The sequence below is a fragment of the Aporhodopirellula rubra genome (genome assembly GCF_014192335.1).
Taxonomy (GTDB): domain Bacteria; phylum Planctomycetota; class Planctomycetia; order Pirellulales; family Pirellulaceae; genus Rhodopirellula; species Rhodopirellula rubra.
This window is the reverse complement of the sequence record NZ_JACHXU010000031.1, coordinates 35,509-62,115: the sequence shown is the minus strand read 5'-3', so window position 1 is coordinate 62,115 and position 26,607 is coordinate 35,509. Positions and strand designations below refer to the sequence as shown.

General features: G+C 55.9%; 18 protein-coding genes. 16 read left to right on the top strand and 2 right to left on the bottom strand.

Annotated elements, in window-relative coordinates; translation table 11 throughout:
* Positions 1-233: 233 nt before the first annotated feature.
* The 12 genes from FHS27_RS27685 (at position 234) to pncA (ending at position 17,314) form a co-directional block, all read left to right on the top strand.
* On the top strand, positions 234-2,063 hold the full coding sequence (locus FHS27_RS27685; protein WP_315854720.1) for a hybrid sensor histidine kinase/response regulator: 1,830 nt from the start codon (positions 234-236) through the stop codon (positions 2,061-2,063).
* Complete coding sequence (locus tag FHS27_RS27680; RefSeq protein WP_184309159.1) at positions 2,060-3,205, top strand: HD domain-containing phosphohydrolase; 1,146 nt, start codon at positions 2,060-2,062, stop codon at positions 3,203-3,205. The genes FHS27_RS27685 and FHS27_RS27680 overlap by 4 nt, the downstream gene beginning before the upstream one ends.
* 351 nt (positions 3,206-3,556) lie before the next feature.
* Positions 3,557-3,994 carry a hypothetical protein gene (locus FHS27_RS27675; RefSeq protein WP_184309157.1) on the top strand — a complete coding sequence of 146 codons (438 nt, stop codon included), beginning with the start codon at positions 3,557-3,559 and terminating at the stop codon, positions 3,992-3,994.
* Complete coding sequence (locus tag FHS27_RS27670) at positions 3,991-5,610, top strand: sensor histidine kinase (RefSeq protein WP_184309155.1); 1,620 nt, start codon at positions 3,991-3,993, stop codon at positions 5,608-5,610. Before FHS27_RS27675 ends, FHS27_RS27670 begins: the two co-directional genes overlap by 4 nt.
* 58 nt (positions 5,611-5,668) lie before the next feature.
* On the top strand, positions 5,669-6,271 hold the full coding sequence (locus FHS27_RS27665) for a response regulator (RefSeq protein WP_184309153.1): 603 nt from the start codon (positions 5,669-5,671) through the stop codon (positions 6,269-6,271).
* 454 nt (positions 6,272-6,725) lie between these two features.
* Positions 6,726-9,887, top strand: a complete 3,162-nt coding sequence (locus FHS27_RS27660) for a DUF2309 domain-containing protein (protein ID WP_221225441.1) — start codon at positions 6,726-6,728, stop codon at positions 9,885-9,887.
* Positions 9,888-10,044: 157 nt separating this feature from the next.
* Positions 10,045-11,439: a proton-conducting transporter transmembrane domain-containing protein gene (locus FHS27_RS27655; RefSeq protein ID WP_184309149.1), complete on the top strand. Its 1,395-nt coding sequence runs from the start codon at positions 10,045-10,047 to the stop codon at positions 11,437-11,439.
* 79 nt (positions 11,440-11,518) lie between these two features.
* The gene (locus FHS27_RS27650) at positions 11,519-12,991 is read left to right on the top strand and encodes a proton-conducting transporter transmembrane domain-containing protein (protein ID WP_184309147.1); all 1,473 of its coding nucleotides are present in this window, start codon (positions 11,519-11,521) and stop codon (positions 12,989-12,991) included.
* 88 nt (positions 12,992-13,079) lie between these two features.
* Complete coding sequence (locus FHS27_RS27645; RefSeq protein WP_184309145.1) at positions 13,080-15,104, top strand: SulP family inorganic anion transporter; 2,025 nt, start codon at positions 13,080-13,082, stop codon at positions 15,102-15,104.
* Positions 15,105-15,219: 115 nt separating this feature from the next.
* The gene (locus FHS27_RS31270; RefSeq protein ID WP_246421107.1) at positions 15,220-15,639 is read left to right on the top strand and encodes a hypothetical protein; all 420 of its coding nucleotides are present in this window, start codon (positions 15,220-15,222) and stop codon (positions 15,637-15,639) included.
* Complete coding sequence (pncB, locus tag FHS27_RS27640; RefSeq protein ID WP_246421105.1) at positions 15,603-16,715, top strand: nicotinate phosphoribosyltransferase; 1,113 nt, start codon at positions 15,603-15,605, stop codon at positions 16,713-16,715. The genes FHS27_RS31270 and pncB overlap by 37 nt, the downstream gene beginning before the upstream one ends.
* Positions 16,712-17,314 (top strand): bifunctional nicotinamidase/pyrazinamidase, encoded by a 603-nt coding sequence (pncA, locus tag FHS27_RS27635; RefSeq protein WP_184309142.1) that lies wholly within the window; start codon positions 16,712-16,714, stop codon positions 17,312-17,314. The genes pncB and pncA overlap by 4 nt, the downstream gene beginning before the upstream one ends.
* Positions 17,315-17,443: 129 nt before the next feature.
* Here pncA and FHS27_RS27630 read toward each other — a convergent pair whose 3' ends face one another.
* Entirely contained in the window at positions 17,444-18,871 is a 1,428-nt protein-coding gene (locus FHS27_RS27630; RefSeq protein WP_184309205.1) for a DUF4346 domain-containing protein, read from the bottom strand.
* 228 nt (positions 18,872-19,099) lie between these two features.
* On the opposite strand from FHS27_RS27630, the gene kdsA reads away from it, so the two are divergent.
* Together kdsA and FHS27_RS27620 are read left to right on the top strand one after the other, a co-directional pair.
* A complete protein-coding gene (kdsA, locus tag FHS27_RS27625) occupies positions 19,100-19,966 on the top strand; it encodes a 3-deoxy-8-phosphooctulonate synthase (protein ID WP_184309140.1) in 867 nt (288 codons plus the stop codon).
* A gap of 40 nt (positions 19,967-20,006) precedes the next feature.
* The gene (locus FHS27_RS27620) at positions 20,007-21,878 is read left to right on the top strand and encodes a tetratricopeptide repeat protein (protein WP_246421103.1); all 1,872 of its coding nucleotides are present in this window, start codon (positions 20,007-20,009) and stop codon (positions 21,876-21,878) included.
* 52 nt (positions 21,879-21,930) lie between these two features.
* Here FHS27_RS27620 and FHS27_RS27615 read toward each other — a convergent pair whose 3' ends face one another.
* Positions 21,931-23,895 carry a M48 family metallopeptidase gene (locus FHS27_RS27615; protein ID WP_184309138.1) on the bottom strand — a complete coding sequence of 655 codons (1,965 nt, stop codon included), beginning with the start codon at positions 23,893-23,895 and terminating at the stop codon, positions 21,931-21,933.
* A 280-nt stretch (positions 23,896-24,175) separates the two neighbouring features.
* Between FHS27_RS27615 and FHS27_RS27610 the strand changes: the two genes are divergently transcribed.
* Both FHS27_RS27610 and FHS27_RS27605 read left to right on the top strand, forming a co-directional pair.
* A complete protein-coding gene (locus tag FHS27_RS27610; protein ID WP_184309201.1) occupies positions 24,176-24,988 on the top strand; it encodes a TatD family hydrolase in 813 nt (270 codons plus the stop codon).
* A 95-nt stretch (positions 24,989-25,083) separates the two neighbouring features.
* Complete coding sequence (locus FHS27_RS27605) at positions 25,084-26,520, top strand: RecQ family ATP-dependent DNA helicase (RefSeq protein ID WP_184309136.1); 1,437 nt, start codon at positions 25,084-25,086, stop codon at positions 26,518-26,520.
* Positions 26,521-26,607: the final 87 nt, after the last annotated feature.

Here is a 26,607-nt window from a genome sequence, read left to right as displayed (position 1 = left end):
TCGACTCGCCCTACCACCCGACACGTTGGGCACCGAACCCGCCCTTAACTCGCTCGCACCGACGCATTCCCCCACCCACGATTCGGATATGCCGTCGCAAACTGAATATCCGGCAATTCCGGATGACGGCAAGCAATCTTTGCGAAATCTAAATATTTGATCGAGCCTGAACCGCTGTTTAGATCGCAGGTTTTTGGGAGCACCGTGAGAACGGATGCGAAACAACAGCTTATATGAGGGGCAATCAAATGGGCAAAACAGAGAACGAACCGAAGCGTCGTATACTTATCATCGACGACAATACAGCAATCCACGAGGACTATAAAAAGGTTCTCAAGGGCGTGGCGAGTGATTCGGAGCTTGATCAGCTCGAAGCTGAAATGTTCGGTTCGTCTGAAACGCCTCTCAACGACTCGCCTGAATATGAGACATTCTCCGCTTTCCAAGGCCGAGATGGGTACGAAATGGTGAAGGAGTCAATTGAGGCCAACAACCCTTTTGACATGGCATTTGTGGACATGCGAATGCCTCCTGGTTGGGATGGATTGGAGACGATTCTTCATCTCTGGAAAGCCGACCCTGACCTCAACGTCGTCATTTGCACAGCATTCTCTGACTACGATTGGTCAGAAGTAGCGACGAAGTTGGGCACCAACGACAAATGGCTTATTCTGAAAAAGCCTTTTGACCCAGCAGAAGTTTGCCAACTTGCAGGCGCGTTGACCGAGAAACGCAAACTTTCGACCGCATTGAATACGAGACTCTCTTGGCTGGAATCAGAAGTCCGGGCACGAACAAAAGAGATCGAAGCACGCGAGGAACGTCTCCAAACAGTGTTGGATGTGGCTCCTGATGGAATTGTAACAATCAATCAGCGCGGTGAAATTGAGTCCGCAAACGTCGCTGCTGCGGCCATGTTCGGATACAGCCAAACAGAGATGCAAGGACGTCCTGTCGACATTCTAACCTCGTGTGACGATAGCCTCACTGCTCTGAAGTCGATGATTGAACAAGTGGGGCTGCAGCAGAACCGGACGGTTGACTGTGAATGCCAAAAGAGTTGTGGAGCAACGTTTCCATCACATTGGACCATCGGCAAACGCATCGACGGACCAGGCCGCTTTCAGACCGCGATCGTCAGAGATGAATCCGAACACGAACGAATGCGTGCGAATCTCGCCCAGGCGCAGAAACTCGAGGCTGTTGGTCAGTTAGCAGCGGGAATCGCACACGAGATCAACACCCCTGCCCAATTTGTCGGTGAAAACACAAGGTTCTTAAAAGACGCTTTTGACGACATCGGCACCACCTTAGAGTCGCTCCAGAGACTCGTTGACAAGTGCGATAGCGACAGTCTTGCTACGGAAGAAAAGGAGGCCGCGAAGCATGCGATCGACCAATCTGATATTCCCTATCTAGTTTCTGAAATCCCAAAAGCGATCGATCAATCACTCGATGGCATCAGTCGAATCTCAGCGATTGTTCGCGCCATGAAAGGGTTCTCCCATCCTGGTTCGGCCGAAATGGCGCTGACAAACATTCATGAGTGTTTAGACAACACAATCACCGTTTGCCAAACGGAATGGAAATATGTGGCGGAAATTGAGCGCAACTACGACGAATGCTTGGCATTAGTGCCCTGTAACGCGCCCGAAATCAATCAGGTTTTCATCAACCTTCTGGTGAACGCAGCACATGCCGTCGCCGATAGCCTTGAGAAGTCCACTGAAACCAAAGGAAATATCATTGTTTCCACAAAAGCATTCTCTGACCACGCTGAAATAACTATCCAAGACAGCGGGGTGGGTATCCCCAAAGCGAATTGCTCACGGATTTTCGACCCTTTCTTCACAACCAAAGAGGTTGGCAAGGGCACAGGACAAGGACTGTCGATCGCTCGGTCAATCATCGTAGACAAACACAACGGAAAAATTGAAGTCGATTCCCGACCGGGTGAGGGAACTACCTTTCGAATTCAGCTACCACTGAATCGAGGCGAGGAAGTTCTCAGCTCCCAAGACGAGAACTCGGCCCATCAACCACTCGCGGAGATGGTTGTATGAGTACCACCGAGAAATTGTTGTTCGTTGACGACGAACCAATGCTTTTGGAAAGCATCCAGAGACGTTTTCGAAAAAAGTATTCTCTTGACATCGCAGTTGGCCCAGTCGAAGGAATGACCGCTCTTCAAGAAAAGGGCCCGTACGCCGTCGTGGTTTGTGACATGCGAATGCCCGAGATGAACGGTGCCGAATTTCTTTCCAGGGCAAAAACGATTGCTGGCGAAACGGTTCGAATCATGCTAACCGGCAACGCCGATCAGACCACCGCAATTGACGCGATTAACCATGGGAATGTTTTCCGGTTCGTAAATAAGCCAATCGAAGACGATCAGTTGTCCCAGGCAATTGATGCAGGTTTAGAATTTCACCGCACACTCACTGCAGAAAAAGTATTACTCAGCAGAACGCTTACGGGAAGCGTCAGCGTTCTAACGGATGTACTGTCCATCGCAAGACCCGAAATATACGGACGGACCGAGGGCGTGCGCAGCCTCGTCACTCGATTCTGCGACGAACTCAAGCTCTCGCAACGATGGGCCATTGAATTGGCCGCGAGCCTGGGACGACTCGGCTTCATTGGGCTCCCTGATTCGATTCTTGAAGAAGCACTCAACAATGAACTCGACAACCCCAAAAAAGAAGAAACGTTCCAGTCTCATGCACAGATAGGTGCCAGGCTAGTTTCGAAAATCCCACGTCTTGAAAGCGTCGCTAAGCTCATCTCTCTTCAAGGACGCGGTTACGATGGAACTGGTCTTCCGAAGGATGGCCCAACCGGGGCCGAGATTCCCATAGGCGCGAGAATTCTGAAATTGGTTTTTGACTTCGATCTCGCGTGCCAGCGAACGAAATCGGTGCCCATGGGACTCGACGCAATCTGGAACAACAGTCGTCAATACGATCCAAACCTAATTCAAACATTAGAAAAATTATTGGAAAGCGAATTCCGGCGAATGCAGGTTTCGGTAACCGAACTGGTCCCAGGAATGATTCTTGAAAAGCCGGTGGTCACAGTCGATGGTGATTTGCTGCTAACCTCGAACCAACAACTCACCGAGGTTCAGATTGAACGCATCAGGGCATTCAGCAGGCATCGTACTATCCGCGAACCGATTGATGTTCGTGTTGAAATAAATGAATAACCGTAATAATGTCGCGATTCTTCGACGTTCGTGGCTCACAAAGCACCACTATTTCCCGAAGCAGAATCTTCTAAGACACTTGAAATCATGTCAATCTTCATCAGCTCTCTGAGAGAGAACCAGCAGGACCTTATAAAAGCACTTTGCAGCAAAACAGCACTTTTCATTGGCTGTTGGTGTCTGTTCGTGCTGTCTGGTTTGGCCAGCCTGTTTATCTACTCCGCCACAGCCGGCCATGTTTCACTTGGCTCGATCGATAAGTGGCCGCAATCGTCCAGCCTTCCCCCCTCTGACAGTCCGTTTCGGTTGGTCGGGTTCATTCATCCGAAATGCCCTTGCACCAATGCGACCATGCGAGAGCTTGAACACATCGATGCCGAATGCGAGCGCAAAGTCGATCTTCAATTCGTATTCTACTGTCCCGATGATGAAGAGGTTGAGTGGGCGAAAACAAATTTGTGGACGCACGCCGCTCGACTCTCGTCACATCCCATCTTCATTGATCGCGGCGGAAACGAGGCACGGCTCTTCGGTGCAACAACCTCAGGATTCGTCTGCTTGTTTTCGCGTGATGGAAAGGTTCTCTACGCTGGAGGCGTCACCCCTTCGCGAGGACATGAAGGGGATAACAAGGGACGACAAACGATTCGAGACGTGGTCCTCGGTAGGTCGGTGGAGCATATCCGGTTACCAACCTACGGTTGCCCGATCCACGAATCGACATCGGCAACGAACTGCGGTTCTGAGTGCTGTCAACCAAGTGAAGTCCAAAGAGCCGAGTACTTATGAGCAACCAAACCACGCCTGACGTGCAACCCCGCGCCGCCGAACTCCTGCAGCAAGCCAATCATCGCCAATACGCGTCGACGGACCGCCTGTTTGCAATCCTAATGGTGGTGCAATGGATCGGTGGAATCGGAATCGCACTGGTGATTTCGCCCAGAACATGGCAGGGCGCGGAATCGCAACCTCACGTGCACTTGATCGCTGCTGCACTACTAGGCGGAATCATTTCCTCGGCGCCGATCGCATTGGCAATTTTACGCCCGGGAAAAACGGTTACCCGGCAGGTTATCGCCATCGCGCAAATCTCATGGTCGAGCCTAGCCATCCACCTCATGGGAGGGCGTCTCGAAACCCACTTCCATGTGTTCGGGTCGTTGGCGTTTCTGGCGATGTATCGTGACTGGCGGGTGCTCATGACTGCGACCGTCGTGACTGCGGCCGACCATTATATTCGCGGTGCATGGTGGCCTGAATCGATTTACGGCGTGGTCATGACGTCGCCTTACCGGTGGCTCGAACATTCTGCATGGGTCATTTTTGAAGATGTGTTCCTCATTGTGTCCTGTCGTCAAAGCATGCAAGAAACGAAGGCGAGTTGCGAAGCACGAGCAGAGTTAGAGCTGACCAAAACGGAAATCGAACACCGTGTTTCGGTGAGAACATCTGAGTTGCAAGACGCGCGTGCCTTGCTCGCAGAAGAGTTCGACCGACACAAAGAGACCCAATTGGAGCGTGAGAAACTGTTCAGCGACCTCGCGTCGGCTTCAAGGCATGCTGGCATGGCTGAAGTCGCAACCGGAGTCCTCCACAACGTCGGGAACGTACTCAACAGCGTGAACATTTCATGCGAAATGTTGGGAAAGGTGCTGAGAAACAGCCGCACTCAATCGCTCGCCAAACTTTCGAATCTGCTCAATGAACACAGAGACGATCTTCCGAGTTTCGTAGCCAGCGAACCTGCGGGTAAGATGCTACCTGATTTCATGTCGAAGTTGAGTGATGCGGCCACAGCCGAACGAGACACACTAGATTCTGAGGTGACGAGTCTCCGAGATTCAATCGAGCACATCAAACAGATTATCGCGACTCAGCAATCATACGCGTCGTCATCCTGTATTCTCGAGCCGATCCGAATGGAGTTACTTCTGAAAGATGCGATAAAAATCAACGAGTCTTCTCTACAACGTCACGATGTGAACCTAGACTTTGAAACAGAAGATACTCCTGAGATCATGTCGGACAAGCACCAGCTGCTGCAAATCTTAGTTAACCTGATTAAGAATGCGTCCCAGGCTGTGCAACAAGGAGGAGCCGCCAACTCTGACCAACGGGTTCGGATTAGCCTACAGCTCGCTGATGAAGATAATATCAGCGTGAAGATCGCGGATAACGGAATCGGGATCCCTGATGACGTTATGCAGAAGCTATTTACTCATGGCTTTACCACGAAACCTGATGGACACGGATTCGGCTTGCATAGCGCGGCGCTTTCGATCAAGGAACTTGGTGGAACGTTAACCGCCGAAAGCGATGGCGTGAATCAGGGAGCAACATTTATTCTGACCATTCCAACGAGACACCCAACACCGAACACGTCCGTTGCGCATTCGCCTGCTTGACCAGACGAACGCTCAAAAGCAACGTCAATTGCCCCAGACTATTGCCAAGACCGCAACCATGACAATCGATTCGATTAACTCCACAACGAGACCTCGCATTCTTTTCGTCGATGACGAAGCACTTATTCTTGATTCCCTCAAGCGAGCGTTCCGGCGAGACCGCGAACATTGGGACATCTGCTATCTCGACGCCGGTAGTTCGGTACTGTCGCTGCTCGACAAACCGCAATACGACATCGTCGTCAGCGACATGGTGATGCCGAATGTCAACGGTTTTATGGTAATGAAAGCTGTCGCTAGCAAATGGCCAAATAGCACGCGATATATCATGTCGGGCCAGGCAACGCCGGACATGATTGCACAAGTGCGTCCTTTGGTGCACGGTTTTCTACAAAAACCGATTTCCTGCGACGAGATTCGGATGCGTTTGCAAGAAACGCTTGAGAGTAAAAAAGTGGTACCGCATTGTCAGCGTGAAACTTCCTCTGTGGATAGTCGTCTTTGCCGCACGGCGGACAACAAGCGAACGAGGGTCACCGGGGCCGCAATCCAACAAACACCGGTCCTTCGAATCAAGTCTTACGTAAGGCGAACTTCATCTAAACTGCGAGCACAAATGAGTGGCGTCGCTTGCGCAAGGTTGAGCCAAGGACTCAGCTAACAAACACTCTCTCCCAACGCCGCCATTTGGGGCCAGAAGGGCGACAACGCTCTCATCAATTCGATCGGCAAATCGCGTCCACGGTGCGACCACTGCCTGCTCCCAATCGGACTCGAATCGAAAGCTGTTTCGCTCTGGCCTCCCCTGCTTCCGCGACCGTTTCGCCCCCCCATGCTGCTGCCGATCACTGAGGCCGTTCGAGAAGTGTTCAATGGCAATTGCAGCACCTGCAATTGCCTGCAGTACATCGGCAAACTGCTGCAGCTGTTTCTGCAGTTCTCAAATTCGATTTAGATTTGTGAGAATCCATTAAAAAGTTTGGGAAAGCTTTTCTCGCGTTTTAACGAAATAACGCGGGCTTCACTCGTTTCGCGAACATAGCAGACCAGCTTTTGGTACGAGTTGTGCAACCGACGGTGCAATTCCGATCTTTCACAACTTTGTCGTGTTCAACATGCAAGATGCACCCTCGGGCAGTCTCCTCGCCGCGTCACCGGCAGAGGCAGAACATTCGTCCAGCGATCGTGACGTAGCGTCCATTATCGAGCACGCCAAACACTACTTGCCGTCGCAGGGCCCGATCTCGATCTTCGTGCACCACAACACGCTGCACTCGTTCGAAGACCTGCCGTTCGAGCAAGCAGTCGTGGAAGGCGGCCGGCGATATCGGTGCGAACCGTACTTGTCCGAAGAACGCTACCACAACGAACTGCACCGCGGCCGGATCTCGATCGACGACCTTCGCCAAGTCCTGATGGACGACCTCGATGCGGCGGCCGACGAACTGATCGCGAGCTTCGGGACGCGCTACTCGCTGCGATTGGCGATGTTGCAAATGACACTGCATGCCGCCCCCGACGCGGAACTGCAATGGATGTTGGCGGAAACGAAACTGCTCAAACGGTTCCAGTCGCAGGTCTCGTTACCACGCCGCGAACAGGTCATCACGTCGACACGCAGTTGGGTGATGCGATGCCGCGACACAGGCAAACTGCCGCCGATCGTTGACGCCGTGATCGCGAAACATCGCGCCGACAAAATTCAATCATGGAGCGACGACGACTGGGAAGCCTTCACGCTGAAGCTGCTCTGGCAAGTTTGCCACAACGGCATCGACGAAGCCGCGTTGCCATGCGACCCGCCGCCGCAGAACAACTCACTCAAAGAGCTGCTGTTGCAGGCATGTGGTGAAGACATCGACGTGACGGTTAGCGAGATCTTGATCCGTTTCTGCGGCAGCTACCTCGACCAAGGATTCGCGGATTGGTCGTTGCCTGAACGCGAGCAAGGGTTTGCGAAGTCGTTCGCCAATCTGTATCAGCACCGCATTTCGATCCTACCTTCGTGGATGAGTCGATTGAGTGATGATCTACGCCAGATCAGCGATCAAGATTTCAATCCGATCGCGTCCATCGCGGACTCTCTGGCAGCGTTGGGCATTGGCAACGGCAATGGCAATGGCAATGGCGACGGCAATGGGACATCTACTGTCGAGGAAGAGATCACATCGGCGTTGTTGGCATTGCGTGGGTGGGCGGGAATGATATGGCAAACCGAATCGAATTCACCACACTTGCCTTATCCGATCCCAAGGGGGTCATTGAACGAATACCTCGCGATACGTTTGATCCTGCAGCGTCATGCGATCGCCGACGTCGGTCAGCGTTATTACGGCACTCGCGACATTTCCGAAATCCGAAACGCCATCGAATCTGAACTGCGACGTCACGCACGACGAGGAGTCGAACCCGCATTCCGTCGCCGACCGTCCACGGACGAACGGACCTACGTCATCTTTCAACTCGCGCAGTCCGGTGGATGGACTCCCGAACAATTGATCGGGATGTCGCGACAACAATGGGCACGCGTTGTTGCCGAGATTGAATCGTTTGATTCACTAGAGCGTCGGCGTTTGTTTCAACTCGCCTACGAGAGGCACTACGCCACCGCGACGCTCGACTCACTCGCGATCCACACGGCGCGGCGCCGCGAGTTAGCAAAGAACGTCTCCTCCAAGCCTGCGTATTTGGCGATCTTTTGCATCGACGATCGCGAGGAATCCTTCCGCCGCCATCTCGAAGAGATCGATCCCGAGTGCCGGACCGCTTCGGCCGCGGGCTTTTTTGCCGTCGCGATGTACTACCAGGGTGCCGATCACGCCCACTACCGTCCGCTGTGTCCCGCGATCGTCACGCCGAAACATTATGTTCGAGAGGAACCAACGTTCTCGGCGGTAAACCTGAGTGAAAAGCGAGCCGAACGTCGCCGACGGATCGGTTGGTTCACTCACCAAGTTCACGCTCACTCGCGAACGATGATCGGTGGTTGGTTCACGGGCATCTTTGGTGCGTTGGCGACCTTCCCGATGGTCGCCCGGATTTTGTTCCCACGCTTGACTTCGCGATTCAAAGACGCGATGGGCTCGTTCGTCCGACCACCGTCGTCGGAATTGCACCTCGAACGGATTGCACCGGAACCCGGGCAACAACCCGATGAACTGGGATACAGCCTCGATGAGATGGCGGGCATCGTCATTCGCATTCTCGAAGACATCGGCTGCGTCAAAGATTTTCCACCGATCGTGATTTTCTTCGGCCACGGAAGCGGCAGTTTAAACAACCCACACGAGTCCGCCTACAACTGCGGCGCGTGTAGCGGTGGCCGAGGTGGCCCGAACGCTCGAGCGTTTGCAATGATGGCGAACGATCGACGCGTGCGTCGTTTGACACTCGAGCGAGGCGTCGAGATCCCCGACGATGTGCGATTCGTCGGCGCGTACCACAACACGTGCAGCGACAATGTCGAATACTACGATTTGGATCTTCTGCCGCGGACACACCGCGAACTGTTTCGCCGGATCGAAGCCAGCGTGAACGAAACCCGAGCCCGGAACGCTCACGAGAGAGCCCGCCGTTTCGAGTCGGCACCGTTAGACCTCACGTTTTCCGAAGCACTCGAACACGTTGAACAACGTTCGGAAGATCTCTCTCAAGCTCGCCCCGAATACAACCACGCAACCAACGCGTTGGTCACCGTCGGACGACGCGACTGGACTCGCGGATTGTTCATGGACCGACGGGTATTCCTGACCGAATACGATCCGTCGGTTGACGACGAAAACGCCTCCGTCTTGACCCGCATTTTACAGGCGGCGATTCCCGTTTGTGCGGGCATCAGTTTGGAATACTACTTCTCGTCCGTCGACGTTGAGGGATACGGGTGCGGTTCAAAACTGCCGCACAACGTCGTCTCGATGTTGGGCGTGATGACGGGCGCGGCGAGCGACCTGCGTCCGGGATTGTCACAACAAATGATCGAAATCCACGAACCGATGCGAATCCTGTTCGTGATCGAAACCACTCCCGATGTCATGGACAAAGTCATCCGTGAAAACCCGGGCATTGCCACGTTAATCGTAGGCCGATGGGTGCAGATCGCATTGATCGATCCGTCAACGTCCGAAATCCTGCGTTACGTCAATGGTCGGTATGAGCCGTACACTCCAGAGTCGAACGAGTTGCCCGCGGTCGACTCGTCAACGGACTGGTACCGCGGCCACCGGGATCACCTGGGGTTCGCGTCGGTGAACATTGACCAATCGGCGGCGAGAGAATGATGCGATGGGATGCGTCGCGACGGGCGTGTGATCGTGCGAATGATCGTGCGTGGGTGACTGCAGGCTGGCAGCCTGCGGTACGGAGTTGTTGGCAGAACGACGGTGTTTGCAGCCTGGATTACGAAATTGACCTCTTACTAAATCGACATTCAAGCGAATGATCAGCCTCGACCACACTTTTCAAATTCTCGGCACCGCCGTGATCGTCAGCCCGATGGTTTTATTGGCGATTCTCGGCGTATCGGGATTGTTCAACCGACCGCTGAGCGAAGCGATGATATCACGTCTGACGCAGGCGTCGGTATTGCTTTCGCTGTTGCCCGCGATCGTCATTCTCGTGCTGATGTTGGCGACCGGCATCCGGTACGTCCCCATCGAACTGGGCAACTGGGTATCAATCCCAGAACAGGACTTTCACTTCAATTTGAAATTCGCGTTCGATCGACTGAGCATTCCCTTCCTGATACTCAGTTGCGTGTTATGCGGCGTCGTTGCCGAGTTCACGCGTCGGTATCTCCACCGCGAGGAAGGGTACGCTCGGTTCTTTCTGTTCTACGCCATTTTCTTTTGTGGGATGGTGCTGTCGTCACTGGCCAGCACGATCGAGACGCTGTTCGTCGGTTGGGAAATGGTCGGACTCTCGTCGGCGCTCCTGGTCGCGTACTTCCACGAACGCGTGAACCCCGTCCGAAACGGCCAACGGGTTTGGTCGATCTATCGTCTCTCCGACGCCGCGTTTTTGACCGCCGCAATCACGATGCACCACATGACCGGCGAAGGAGACTTTGGCGGCTTGATGAGCAGCGGAGTGTGGCCCGAAGGGGTTGCCGCAATCGAGCCCCGTCAAGCCTTATTAGTGGGTTCATTGTTGTTGATCGCCGCCGCAGGAAAATCAGGATTGTTCCCCTTTAGCGGTTGGTTGCCTCGAGCGATGGAAGGGCCGACACCTTCGAGTGCGATCTTCTACGGTGCGTTGTCCGTTCACCTCGGTGCGTACCTGTTGTTGCGATTGAGTCCAATCCTTGCGGCGTCGTTCACGTTGCAAATCATGGTGCTGGTGCTGGGAATTGTTTCGGCAGGTTGCGGCGCCGTGATGTCTCGTGTGCAGAGCGACATTAAAGTATCGCTGGCCTACGCGTCGTTGACGCAGGTCGGCATCATCGTCGTCGAAATCGGTCTAGGGCTGTATTACCTCGCGTTGATTCACATCATCGGCCACGCATGCCTGCGAACGATGCAACTGCTACGTGCCCCGACACTTCTGCGAGATTACCAGGACCTCGAAAACCAAATCGGCACTCGTCTGCAACACGAGGAATGGGCGGGTGCCCGATTCCTGCCCGGTCCGGTGCAGCGATGGTGCTATCGGTTCGGATTCGATCGCGGGTTCATGGACATTGCACTGGATAAATTTGTGGTCGGCCCGTTTGTCGGTTTGATGCGTTGGTTCGATCGCCAAGAACAACGCGTCACCGATTGGATCTCGCGAGAACCGTCACGGGAATCCGAGGACATTGACTTGCACCCTGAGGAGATGGGCCGGGCGGCATAGCCAGACCGACACGGTTTACCAATTCGCATTTTCACTCCTGCCGCTTTTTCAATTCAAATATCGTTCCTCGCCAAACATCATGCCTGAACTCCATTTCCCCTGGATCGAAATCTCCATCCTCGTGCCATTGATCGGCGCGTTGTGGGTGCACATGTTCGGTCATCGCGAAACGATCATGACGCACGCCATCGTGTTCTGCGTCGCGACGTTGTTGTTGACGGTCGGTGAACTGCTCGATTTCTTGTTCATGAATACGTTCGAGGCTCACGATCACGGACGGCTGTTGAGCTGGATCTTCAATCCACGATTCTTTGTCATCGATGAACTCAGTGCGTTCCTGATCCCGTTGACCGCGTTGATATTTCTAGTAGTCGTGATGTCGACGCTGCGTACCAAAGCACCGCGTTTTTCGCTAAAGCTCGCATTGCTGTCCGAGACAATGATGCTCGCGACGTTCAGTTGCCGGGCATCGTGGGCGTTGATCTGGTTGTTGATTGCAGCAACAATTCCGCCTTACATTGAACTGCGTCAACGCAAACGTTGCACGCGAATTTATGTGCTGCATATGAGCGTGTTTGGCCTGTTGTTGATTGCGGGCTACGCATGGTTTTCGATGGTCGAGATCACACCAACGACCACATTGATCCCGGGAGCCTTGTTAACGGCGGCGGCTCTCTTGCGAGCGGGCATTTTCCCGCTGCACTTGTGGATGACCGACCTGTTTGAAAAAGGCACGTTTGGAACCGCAATCCTTTTCACGACTCCGTTGGTGGGTGCGTACGCGGTGATGCGACTCGTGCTGCCGATCGCTCCATCGTGGGCATTACAAAGCATCGCGGTGTTATCGTTGATCACGGCGGTGTACGCCGGATCGATGGCGTTGATCCAACGCGAAGCACGCCGCATGTTCTGTTTTCTCCTGCTCAGTCAATCGTCGCTCGTTCTTGTGGGCCTGGAATTGGTGACACCGATCGGATTAGCGGGTGCGTTGTGCATGTGGTTGTCGGTCGGTTTGTCGCTGACCGGATTCGGCATCACACTGCGATGCATCGAAGCACGTATCTCGCGAGTTTCATTAGCGGATTACCACGGCATGTATCGCCAGATGCCCATGATGGCCGGCTTCTTCCTGTTGACGGGTCTTGCCGCGATCGGGTTTCCCGCCACAGTCGGCTTCGTCGGCATGGAACTGTTGATCGAGGGTGCCGTTGACGTCTACCCTTTGGTGGGCACGTTGGTTGTACTGGCCGCGGCACTGTGTGGCATCACCGTCTTGATGACCTATTTCCGAATCTTCACCGGACACGCCAATCGAACGTTAGTCCCGATGAACGCACGTCCGACCGAACGCTTCGCCGTGTTGATGTTGTCGCTGTTAATCGTGGGTGGTGGCTTGGTTCCACAACCAGGCGTGTCGTCGCGATACCACGCCGCCAAAGAGCTGACGAACCTGCGCCAACGTCTTTTAGGCCCGGACGGTTCCGCCGAGACCGAGCATGAAGAAGTCTTGGACGTCGTCGAGATCGTGGAGGTCACCGCCGACACTCATTAGCCGCGCGAAATCGACCGCTTCGAAGTCATTCACCAACAACCACCAATCAGTCCTCTCGTTACATTCTCTCACCTTTCCACCGAAGAACATGAGCACTACAGCAGAAAACCGGCGAGACGTCCCTCGCGGCAACTTCGCCGGTTTCACCAAATACTTCAAGCACGATGTGATCTCCGGGTTGCTCGTCTTTTTGATCGCGTTGCCCTTGTGTTTGGGGATCTCGATCGCGAGCGGTTATCCGGCAATCGCGGGGATTTTCACCGCGATTATCGGGTCGTTCGTCGCCACATTCCTCAGTGACTCGGAACTGACGATTAAGGGCCCAGCGGCGGGTTTGATTGTGATCGCGATCGGGTGCATCGGCGCGTTCGGAGGCGACGGGATGGTGGGCGGTTGGACGGAAGCGGACACGGCGGCATACCAAGCGGCGTTGGCCGTCGGTGTTGCGGCGGCGATTCTGCAGATCTGCTTCGGCTTCTTTCGTGCCGGGATCTTGGGTGAGTTCTTTCCGATCTCCGCCGTTCACGGGATGCTGGCGGCGATCGGCGTGATCATTATCGCCAAACAGATTCCGGTGGCCCTTGGCGTGAGTGCATCGGGAGGACCGCTCGAACTGCTCAAACAGATTCCGCACTTCATCGCCGACGCAAACCCGGCGATCGCCGCGATCGGAATGGTCAGTGTGCTGATCATGTTCTTGTGGCCGATCGTCCAGCAAAAGGCACCCATGTTGAAAGTGCTGCCTTCACCGTTGATCGTGTTGGTCGTCGCGATTCCAATGGGAATGGGATTCGATCTTATGCACAAGCACTCGTACGTTTTGCAGAACCACGAATATCAGCTCGGCGAAAACTATCTCGTGACGATGCCGGACCGTGTATTCGGAATGTTCGATGAACTGACCCTGCCCAACTTTGCGGCACTGCGTGAACCGCGTGCGTGGCCGTGGGTTTTCATGTTCTTCATCATCGGCAGCCTCGAATCGTTGCTCAGTGCGAAGGCGGTCGATCTGCTCGATCCATGGAAACGCAAAACGAACATGGACCGGGACATGGTCGCCGTCGGTGCCGGCAACCTGTGTTGTGCCCTCGCCGGTGGACTGCCTATGATCTCGGAGATCGTGCGTAGCAAAGCGAACATCGACAACGGGGCACGGACACGGTTCGCGGATTTGTGGCACGGTGTGTTCCTATTGGTTTGCGTCGCATTCATCCCCATGGTGCTGCACCGAATCCCGATGGCCGCACTGGCTGCGATGCTGATCTACACGGGTTTCCGACTGGCGCACCCGAAGGAGTTCATGAACGTTTGGAAAGTCGGTCGTGAGCAATTGGTGATCTTCGTCGTCACGCTCGTCAGTGTTCTCGCGACGGACTTGTTGATCGGGATCGCGATCGGGATTGCGACCAAAGTGGTCATTCACCTTTCCAACGGTGTGCCCGTTCGATCGTTGTTCAAACCCGAAATCGAATTGACCGAAGACGACGGCAACACTGTACGTCTCACCGCACGCCAATCGGCCGTGTTCAGTAACTGGATTCCGATGCGGCGACAAATTGAACGGATCGGATTGGTCGATCGACGCAATATTGTGCTCGATCTCTCGGACGTGCAATTGGTTGACCACACGGTGATGGACAAACTGCACGAGATGGAGAGTGATTTCGAACAACAGGGCTTGTCGTTTCACACCGTCGGGCTGGAGTCGCATCAAGCATTCACCGAACACGCTCATTCGGCCAGACGCAAAGGCGTCACGTCGGCGAAACTGCTCACCATCACGACGGATCCGTCGATCGAAGAAATGCTGCAGACCGCGTTCGTGCGTCTGGGCGTGAGTGGATTCACCGCGTTTCCCTGCATGGGAGCGGGGCGTCACGAGATCAACTCCGAAGGCGGTCAACCCCAACGGCGTGTGCGGATCGAAGTGATCGTGACGAAAGAATTGTCTCAGTCGCTGATCGATTATCTCGCCCGCGAAGTGCAGCCGGATCACCGTCTGACGTTCACGGTCGAAAACGTGCAAGTCGCCAGGATCGACGCGTTCACTCCGAATGTCGAATCGAGCGTACCGAAAAAGGGACAGGAAACCTCCGAATTGGTAAAGAACTAGCTCGACCAAAACGAGCAGACCGCGAACCTTTCGCAGGCTGAACGTCCCACACCGCGAACCTCCGTTGCGTTAAGCTGTCGTTTTAGGCACAGCCTCTTTCGCAGCGGAGTTCGCGATGAATTTGTTGGCCGAGATCTACCGCCCGTCGTTGTCCCTGTTGACCGATCTGTATCAACTGACGATGTCGTACGGGTATTGGAAAAACGGCTTGGCCGATCGCACTGCGGTCTTCCATCTTTTCTTTCGCAGCAATCCCTTTGACGGCGGATATTCGATCGCGTGTGGATTGCAGTCCGCGATCGAGTATCTCGAGAACCTGCGCTTCGACACCGACGATCTCACTTACCTCGGCTCGCTGACGGGTGCCGATGCTCAACCGTTGTTCGACGACGGGTTCCTCGATTACCTCGGTGATCTGTCTTTCGAGTTGGACGTTGACGCGATCCCCGAAGGCACCACGGTCTTCCCTCACGAGCGTTTGTTCGGGTTCGCGGGCCGATGCTGCAGTGCCAACTCGTCGAAACACCGTTGTTGAATCTCGTCAATTTCCAAACGCTCATCGCGACCAAGTCCGCACGTGTTTGTTACGCCGCCGGCGTTTATTCGCCCGAGACGACAAAAGACCGGGTGATCGAATTTGGGCTGCGTCGTGCGCAAGGCATCGACGGTGCCCTCGCGGCATCCCGTGCCGCATTCGTTGGCGGTTGTGCGGGAACGTCAAACGTTTTGGCGGGACGTTTGTTCGGGATGCCGATCGTGGGCACGCACGCTCACAGTTGGGTGATGACGTTCCCGAACGAGCGAGAAGCGTTTGATCGCTACGCAGACGCGATGCCGAACAACTGCGTCTTCCTGGTCGACACCTACGATACCCTCGATGGAGTTCGGCGGGCGGTCGAGGTCGGGCGCCGGTTGCGTGAATCGGGCCACGAAATGCTGGGCGTCCGCTTGGACTCCGGTGACCTCGCGTGGCTCAGCATTGAGACGCGAAAGATTCTTGACGATGGTGGTTTTCCGAATGCGAGCATCGTGGCGAGCAACGACCTCGACGAGCGATTGATCACCAGCCTAAAACTTCAGGGTGCACGCATCGATACGTGGGGCGTCGGTACGAAATTGGTGACCGCGTTCGACCAACCGGCACTCGGTGGCGTTTACAAACTTGGCGCGATTCAAGACGAAAACGGCAATTGGCAACACCGCATCAAACTGTCCGAACAAACCATCAAAGTCAGCAATCCGGGGATTTTGCAAGTCCGAAGATTTCAGCGAGACGCCGAACATCGTGGCGACATGATCTATGACGAGCTGCTGAATTGGCGGCACGGCCAAGGTGCCACATTGATTGACCCGGCGGACGCATATCGACAGAAACACTTTGCATCTGGGGCGGAATCGTCGGATTTGTTGGTTCCGATTTTCCGTGGCGGAGAACTCGTCTACGCAATCCCGACGCTCGACGAAATCCGCGACCGCGTGCGAGAGAGTTTGGATCACACCCCCGGGGCGGTGAAGCGATTCGACAACCCTCACGAGTACCCGGTCGGCCTCGAGAGCGGTCTACACAAACTCAAATCGAAAATGATCCTCGACGCACGTGAGCAAACATGAACGCACTGATCATCGTTGACCTGCAGAACGACTTCCTGCCCGGCGGCGCTCTCGCGGTGCCGCACGGTGACGACCTGATCCCGATCGCAAATCGTCTGCAGACACGATTTGATACCGTTATTGCGACGAAGGACTGGCACCCGAAGAACCACTGCAGTTTCGCGAGCCAACACGCGGGGAAACAGGTTGGCGACGTGATCGAAATCGACGGACGACCCCAAGTCCTTTGGCCGGACCACTGCGTCGCGGACACGCCCGGCAGCGAATTCCCTGCGTCCTTGGAAACCGAAAAGATTTCAAAGGTCTTTCACAAGGGCACCGATCCCGAACGTGATAGTTACAGCGGATTCTTCGACAACGGCGGACGCTATGCCACCGGGCTTGGACGTTACCTGCACACCCATGGCATCGACACGGTGCATGTCATGGGTTTGGCCACGGACTACTGCGTCCGAGCGACCGCGATTGATGCCGCAAGACTCGGGTTCAAGACTTTCTTAATCGCAGACGCATGTCGCGGAGTGGAAATGAATGCGGGAGATTGCCGGAGGGCGATCGATGAAATGCGAAACGCGGGCGTTGAGGTTGAAGGAATGTAGAACAATAGTTCCAAATAGTTCCCAATTGTTCCTCCCACCGAAAACCGAACTCCCCATCCCGTGAACAGTTGGGACAACTGTTGTTCTACATTCTCGTCGACTCGGTGTCAGAGTTGAGAGCTAGCTCGATCATTCGTCTTTTCGATGTCGTGATTGGCGAGGGATTCGGTGTCGTTTTTCTTCGACGGTCAGATGGCCCCACTGGAGTGCCTGATCCTGTTCGTACTGTTTGCCCAACTGCGCCGCAATCTTTGCTTTGGCGAGTTCAAAACCGAGATAGAACGCGTGCGAGACATCCACATTTTTTGACTGGGGCATCGACAACAACTCGCTCATCATTCCGAACGGTTCGTCACCGCTCAGATGCACGCCGGCGCTGATCAGGTGAATGACGCCGTCTTGCGCGAGGATGCGATAATTGTTGTCGCGAATTCCCGCAGCGAGTGCTTCGATGGCCTCGGGTGAATACGGACGCAGTTTGGGATCGCGGAGTGTGACGAGTTGATCATTCAAACGTTTCGGTGGCACACCTTCGCGGAGACTGTAGTGGACCATTCGCCGCGCGATGTCACATTCCTTGATCGACGACCTCGCCCAATTAATCACCTGGGTCGTCAACACGCTCGTCACACCGAACTCCTCACACAACGCCAGCAACATCATGTTGACGCCGGCGGAATCCACGTCCGTCAATTCGGTCAGGTTCCCGATCCCCATCATCATCGCGAGATCGGGATAACGACGTCGCGTTTCCACGTACCGCAGGAGTGAGGCACCGAAGCCGAAGCCGATCGGTTCGAGAATCGGATCGAGACGCATAAGCACGCCTCGCTGTTGCAGGAACTCGACCGTCGTATCGAGCGACTCGAGATCGTCCGGTGTGTCGGGAATCGCGACCACCTCGCACCCCCAATCGACCGCGGCGTCTCGGTTGGATTCATTGACCGACAACACCAACGACGCGCCCGCTCGTACCGCCTCGCCGGTTTCCCAGGCGTCGAAGGTGTCGATACTCACCCGGTGGCCCGCGTCGATCAACGCCGCGACATAGTCACCGATCGCGGCACACTTTCGCGACGGATCGCACCCGACGTCGATCCGATCCGCTCCATCGGCACGCAACGATTCGGCAACACGCACAACTTCGTCAATACTCAATCGAGGTGCGTGATTGATCTCCGCAATGATTTCAATCGAGTGATCGTTCAACTCGACGCTGCGGATTTTCCCACCGAGCCACGCGTCCAGGTCGCGACAATCATTGGGGCCACACACAATGTTTTCAGGTTCGAGCCTCGCGATCTCCGCCAATCGGCTTCGCCACGTCGTCTCGGGCAGTTCCGGGTTGACCGCATCATCGATCGCCGACTCGCAATAACCGGGCAGGACGACGTGCGTGGCCGACTCGGGAACATCGAGGTGGCGAGTCAACCATTTCGGTGTGATCAATGCGGCGACCGTGATCGGTGCCACCTGAACGCTGTGCGCGATACTGTGGTTTGCCGCTGCTTCCGCTGCCTGGGCACGCAGCGCCACCTCGGCGAGACGCCCGGTCACGAAATGCAGATGCGTTGAGGGCGTGAGGAGTGGAGGCAACGGTTTTACGATCTAGCGGTTGTGAGATGGGGGATTGGAGGACACGACGACCGAGGTCATTCGATCCGGCATGGCCGGTCGCTGAGGCATGATCAGTCGATGGGGGGAGGACGGCGCCGGGGAAGACGTTTAAGATCACCACCGTCAACGTTCTCACTTTTCGGCCCTCATTCCAGAGCCCTCCCCAGTATGCTTGCTCGTGTCGGTAAATATTTATGCGGCGATGGCCAACCGTTACTTTTGATCGCCGGTCCGTGCGTGTTGCAGACCCGCGAACTCGCGATGCAAATCGGCGAGACGTTGGCTCAGATCAACGAGCGGCCCGACGTGAATGTGGTCTTTAAGGCGTCCTTTGACAAGGCAAATCGTACGAGTTTGTCGGCCAAACGGGGACCCGGCATCGAGGCCGGTTTGCGGCTGCTCGAAGCCGTCGGGGCCGACAGCGGCCTACCCGTGACGACCGACATTCACTTGCCCGAGCAAGCCGCACCGGCCGCCGAGGTTTGCGATCTGCTGCAGATTCCCGCGTTTCTGGCTCGTCAAACCGACCTGCTCGTTGCTGCGGCCAACACCGGGCGATCGGTGAACGTGAAGAAGGGGCAATTCATGGCTCCGACCGACATGCGTTACGCAATCGACAAACTCCGCGGCAGCTTTCCGAATTCCGATACCGACACGGTCGCCAACGACGAAAGCGACTCCGTTCCCGGCAAAGTGCTGGTTTGCGAGCGGGGGACGTTTTTCGGATACGGGCGATTGGTCAACGACATGCAATCCATCCCGATCATGCGATCGCTCGGGGCTCCCGTCGTTTTCGACGCCACGCACAGCGTTCAACAACCCGGCGGATTGGGGGGAGCGACGGGGGGAAATCGGGAAATGGTCGAACCTTTGGCCCGCGCAGCCGTAGCGATCGGATGTGATGCCCTGTTCTTCGAAACCCATCCCGAGCCGGATACGTCGCCCAGCGACGGAGCTAACATGATCTTCCTGGATCAGTTCGCGGGACTCGTTGACCGTTTGTTGCGACTGCGGGAAGCCGTCGAAGGACTTTGAAACAGCCGTTTGTAAACCGTTACCCGAATAGACCCCACCGATGCGATCGACTGTTTTTACCTGCTGTGCGATAGCCCTCGCATTCTCGTCCGCCATCGGTTGCCGGGACGATTCGAGCGAGATGGAACGGATCATGGCCCAGCGTCAGGTGGCGTTGCAGGAAAAAACGCGTCAGGACCATCTCGGCGAAACGGTCTCGCTGCTCGACCAATACGTCGTGCTGAACGAACAAAAGGCACGTCGCCAAATTGCCTATCATGCCAACCAGTGGATTCGCGAAAATGCGGCCCGCCTGAAAAACTCGGCAGACAATAACGACGACGCGACCATCCCGAAAATCGCCCAATCGCTCGGGGAGATGATCGCACCGGATGCGATGGAAGACAAAATACTGCGTCCGGAATTCACCACCGATGACGTCCCTTTCCTGCGTGACGCCAACACGTTCCGCCGTGTCGTCGCGTGGATCGACAGCCCGGTCCGAGACGACTTGTTGTTCGCCGATTGGCTCGCGGGACTTCGCAAATCGTCGGCCGAAAACGCGGACTCCGACGGCGTTCTGACGCCGATGCAGATCGATCGCCTGCAAACGGCAATGCGTCTATTCGATTGGACGGTTCGCAACATCGCACTCGAACCCGAAACGTTACAACCACCAACAGGATTGCAGATTCCACCAATGCCGCCGGGCATTCCTTTCGAAGGCCCCGGTTTTCGCCAGTCCGACTATCAAACGTTGTGGCGTGGTCGTGGCGATTGGCTGCAACGATGCGGTGTGTTCACACAACTGTGCATGCAAGCTGGAATCCCTGCCGCGGTGCTCGCGACCCAGTCGGACGAAACCGGACGACGGACTCCCTGGTGTGTTGGCGTGTTAGTGGGTGAGCAAATTTACCTGTTCGAACCACGACTCGGGCTGCCGATTCCCGGCCCGAACCAAACCGGGGTCGCGACGCTGGCCCAAGCCCGCAAGGACGCCTCGGTGATGCGTCGTTTGGATGTCGCAGGTTACTTTGACTACCCGTTGTCACGGTCGGATATTTCGCAAAGCGTTGCGTTGCTGAACGTCCACGCGGAAACGCTCGCTCCACGGATGAAACTGCTCGAGTCCGGCTTAACCGGTGATCGCCGGATGACGTTGTGGGTTGACGCGAATGACTGGGCCGAGAAGTTCGATGCGGTTCCGGGGATCGCGGGCGCCCGAATTTGGGAGATTCCAACGATCAACGAAATCTACGCTCGCGGCATGGAACTCGTCGCAGAACGGGACCCCGCGTTCGCGTTCTGGTATCGAGCCCGTTTCGCGGTGATGGAGTCAAATGATTCGTCGGCAAACAATCTCGCCAAAGGCCGGTGGAAACACCTGACGGGTCAATTCGTGGACGATGAAATCGAAGGCGAGAGCGGTGCCCGGACACGGTACCTGGAACAACGTGCCCCTGAGTTCGAAATCGACGACCTCCGAATCAACGTGGAATTGCAAAAGCAATACGGACTGCGCCGGGAACTCGGCGTCGAACCCGCCCAATACGACGCTCAATTGCGACAAATGCAAGACTTCATGCGATTGGGTAAACGGACCGCGACCTACTGGTTAGCCCTCGTTCAATACGATGACGGCCGATTCGAAACCGCTCATAACTGGTTCACCAAACGCGTCCTCGACCAAGACCAACGGTCGTACTGGGAAGGTGGCGCGGTCTACAATGCGGCCCGATCGAGCGAAGCGGCCGGGGACATCGAGTCGGCGATTTCGACGCTGAAGACCGACCGAAACGTCGCCGACCACGGTAACCGCTTGCGAGCCCGATTGCTGGATAAGACCCTGCCGACGGACAAATCAGATTCATCGGATTCCTCCGACTCAGAGTCAACGGACTCCGAAGAAACCACCGACGCGGACGCGGAATAGCCCGGCGTCGATAGCGATATCATGTTGAGGCAGACGTTCGTCGTAGCGGACATCACGTCGCCGGCCGACTGTCCAGCAAAATCTTGTGCTCGGCCTTCAGCACGTTTTCGAGCCGTGTGGTTTGGTTCTTCTCAATCGGCTCGCCGATCACTTGGCTGTAGAACTCCAGCGTTGTGGACTCACACACTGACGTCCAGTTGCGAACCAAATCCGACGCCGGACGCGGCATCTTCAACACGCCGGCTTGGTTGAGCTCCTTGGCCGCGTTGACACGGTCTCGCGTGGGCGGGTGCGTGTCGAACCGATCCTGCTTTTCTTTTTGCTTTTCATCTGCGATCCGCCGGACCACTCCGTTGGACATGGTGTCGCCGATGTAGATCATGAAACGCGGAATGTTCTCGATCAGCACACCCGACGACACATACAACATTCGCAAATTCTCGATCGTCAAACCGTGCGCGACGCCGAACCGTTCGATATTCGCCATCGACTCGATGAAGTTCTTCGTGCCGGCGACGTGCACCGCATGTCGGTCCGCGTCGTACTCCATCTCTCGTGACAACGATCCGGCCAACATGTGCCCGAGGTATCCGAAGCACAACATGATTTTTCGTCCGAGCCATCCGATAAACGAGAACACCGCAAGGATCGAATCGTTACTTTCCTCGGCGTCCTGGTAGTAGTCGATCAAATCGGCTCGCAGTTGCCCAAGGAACGCTCTTTCGAAAAACCATCCCGTGAGACTCCGCACGAGATACGTGCTTCGCATCCCCGATCCTTGCCGGAAGTGACCGAACTCGTGTGCGATCACCGACCCGAGCTGCGCGGCACTCTGGCTGGCGATCAAGGGCACACCGAGCTTCAGAACGAGTTCATTTTTCCCGAAGCTCATCCAACCGTTGCGAAACGACGCTGACGCGTTGAAATTGCTATCCAGATCGATCCGCGACGGTGCCGGTGCGCCGACCTTTTCACATATCAGTGTCACGAACTCATACATCACCGGCTGGTCTTCCTGTGTCAGCGTTCGCGCGTCCTCGTCGGGTTCGCTGCTGGCAAAGGCGAGTGACAAGATCGCTCCGATCAGACTGAAAACGGGGATCCACAACGCGAACATCAGAACCAACATCAGCGGGTACACGATCACACCGCCGTACTTCATGAACGTCGCGAAACTGATCGGCAAGGCGCCAAAGGGCAACGCGAATACAACGGCGGTGTAGACGATCACCGAAATCACAAACGCGATCGGCAACAGGATCATCGATGCCGCCACGCAGATCGCTTGGAATTTGGCTCCTTCCCCACGATCGAAATCCTGTAACTCACCGGCGAACGCGGCCTTTACTTGCGCGACACTGATCTTGGGTGCGTTGACGGCCGCATTGGTTTTGAGTTGACGTTTGACCGCAACGTCCACTGCGGCGGTCATCGATTCCCAAACGTCGCCGCCATCGGCACCGACGGCGGCAACTGGAGATGTCGAATCGACAAAGCTCGCTGCTTCGTTCGGTGTTTTTGCTGCCGCAGTATCGAAACCGGTGACGGGCGGATCCTGCGATGACGTCGGCGGCGATTGGCCGTCGTAGTGTGTCTGTGTTCCCGCCGTCATGGCCTCGCGAAACTCGTCGTCGACGCTGCGGGGCTTGGCGACCGGTTGATCAAACGTTTGAAATTCGGGAAGGTCTCCGAACAACGAGTCCGTTTCACCGGATGCAGGTTCGGGAGATGGAGCCGGCCGGCGTGTTGCTTTGCCGGACGTCGTCGATCCTGCGGACGGCTCGAAATGGGACGACGGTTCCGAACTCGCCGATGGTTTCACCTTCGTCGACGATGGCAACTTCGTAGGCGACGCTAGATTCGCACCCGTTCCCGCCGGCTGACTCACCGGTGACGTTTTCGGTGTCGGGACACGCAGCTTCGTCTGGCATTGTTTGCACGTTGCGACTTTGCCGGCGTGAGCCTCGCTCGCACGCAGCACTTTTTCGCACTTGGGACACTGAAAGCGAATCGACATAGTACTGCCTACACGATGGGGATGCTTAATCGCCGAGTCACCAACCGGCCCCGCACGACCTCACGGACGCCTGAGCAGTACGGTTTCTCGCACGTCCGAATGTTAACGCGCCGCCGATCACGAATGTTGGAACCAAACGATCCCATGGCAACCTTTCACGCCGCCGCGAGCGACCGCGGCACCGATCCCCGTTCACCATTCGGCACGCGGAAAAACGCCAGATTTACAAGCTTTGCCGCATTGGTATCCTGAGGCGACGAACGCAACGTCTCCCGCCGTCATCATTGCTGCAGCATCCCGCCGAACGAAAGCGATAGTTTTGTTAAACCTGTTCGATACCCACGCCCACTTGAATTCCGACACATTCGATTCCACCGTCGACGAAGTGGTCGGACGCGCGAAGGAGGCCGGGGTCGGTGGGATCGCCGTGATCGGGATCGATGCCGCGACGAGTCGGCGGGCGTGTGATTTGGCCGCGCTCCATCCGGGATATTTGCACGCCGTCGTCGGCATCCAGCCCAACTCTGCCGCCGAGGCCGCGGAAGGCGACTTTGCCGTCATCGAAGAACTCGCGGACCTTCCCGGAGTCGTCGGTATCGGCGAGACCGGATTGGACTGCTACTGGGACGACACGCCGATCGAAATGCAGCACGAGTATTTCCAACGGCATTTGGATTTCGCCGTCAAGAAATCGTTGCCCGTGGTCATCCACATGCGTGAGAGTTGCTCGCTCATCATCGAACAACTGCGTTCACAATCCGAACTGCCACCCGCAGTGATGCATTCTTTCACCGGCAACATCGACGAAGCTCGCGCGTGCTTGGATCTCGGGTTGATGATCAGCTTTGCCGGAATGGTTACGTTCAAGAAGAGCGACGAGTTGCGTGAAGTCGCCGCCATGGTGCCCGACGAACGATTGCTGGTCGAAACCGATTCCCCGTACCTGTCCCCTGAACCACTCCGCGGCCGACGCCCCAACGAACCGGCACGCGTGGAACACACGTTGCGATGCCTCGCCGAGGTGCGTGGTGTCACGGCCGAAGCCTTCGCCGAAACCACCACCGCAAACGCCCGCAAATTCTTTGGCCTCTAAGTCGAGCACTTCCGTGCCCCTACTGCCCGTTGTAGGCGATGCCTGCGACACGTCGCCGGCGATCAGAACGATTCACTCCCCGATGTCCTGACTTTATGAACGAACTGCTCAAAAAGTATTACGGTTACGATTCGTTTCGGCCTCGGCAAGCCGAAGTGATCGAGCATGTCATGTCGGGCAAACATGCAATGGTGGTGATGCCGACGGGGCGTGGAAAATCACTGTGTTTCCAAATTCCTGCGTTGGCCGCACAGCCCGGTGACGGCAACTTGACGTTAGTGTTGTCGCCTTTGGTCGCACTCATGCAAGACCAAGTCGACGCGTTGCAGGCACGCGACATTGACGCGGCACTGATCAACTCGTCGCTCGATCGATCCACGCGGCTGGAACGACAACAGGAAATCGCCGAAGGCAAATATCGGTTGCTCTACGTGACACCGGAGCGATTTCGCAAGGAGGAGTTTTTGGAAACGATCGGTCGTCGAAACATCTCCTTGCTCGCGATCGATGAAGCTCACTGCGTTAGTCAATGGGGACACGATTTCCGCCCCGACTACAGCCGAATTGCGGAAATTCGCGAGATACTCGGCAATCCGACCACGATCGCTCTGACGGCCACGGCCACGGCGGAATGTCGCGCCGACATTTACGATCAAATGGGCATCGCCCGTGATGACATTCGATTGTTTCACGAAGGGATCGATCGGCCGAATTTGTCGATGGAAGTCGAATCAGTTGTCGACGAGGACGAGAAATTCGAACACCTGATTCAATCGCTCGAAGATCCCAAAATCTGGGGGCAGCGGGGTGATCAACCGGGCGGAACGATCGTCTACTTTTCCTTAATCAAAACGCTCGAACGGTTCGCCGATAAACTGCGTTGCCGAGGAACCGATCACGTCTGTTACCACGGCGACCTCTCCCGCGGCCAACGTCGATCCATGCAGAACGCGTTCATGAGCGGCGACGTCGACACGGTGCTCGCGACACCCGCGTTCGGAATGGGCGTCGACAAAGAAGACATCCGGCTGATCGTTCACGCCGAAACACCGGGCTCGATCGAATCGTATTACCAGGAGATCGGACGGGCCGGTCGTGATGGCGAACCGAGCCGATGTTTGTGGCTGTATGACCAAGCCGACTTGATGACGCAGATGCAATTCATTGAATGGTCGAATCCCGACGCCGGGTTTTATGACCGTTTGATGCACGCGTTGACACAGCACGCCGATCGATGTGACGCCTTCGGGCTCGATTGGCTCAACCAACAACTGCAACGAGTCAGCCCCCACGATCACCGACTCGAAACCGCCATCGCGATGCTCGACCGCCACGGCGTGATCGCCGGTCCGCGGCCGCCGGAGTGCTTCGAAGTGATCAGCGAGTTGCCTCAAGACCTCTTCGGCGAGCAAGCACTGACGGAAAAACTTCGCCGCGATCAACAACGTCTTTATGCGATGGTCGAATTCGCGAAAACGCCCGAAGGCGATCGCCAAGCGTTCTTGAACGAGTATTTCTTGGGCGGGGAATAACCGCTCGGCCCCACACGCAATCTCGCTCGCAGAACGCGACGCGATTCAGCGTCGTGGAGGTGTGTTGTGGCTCTCTTGGACGATGCG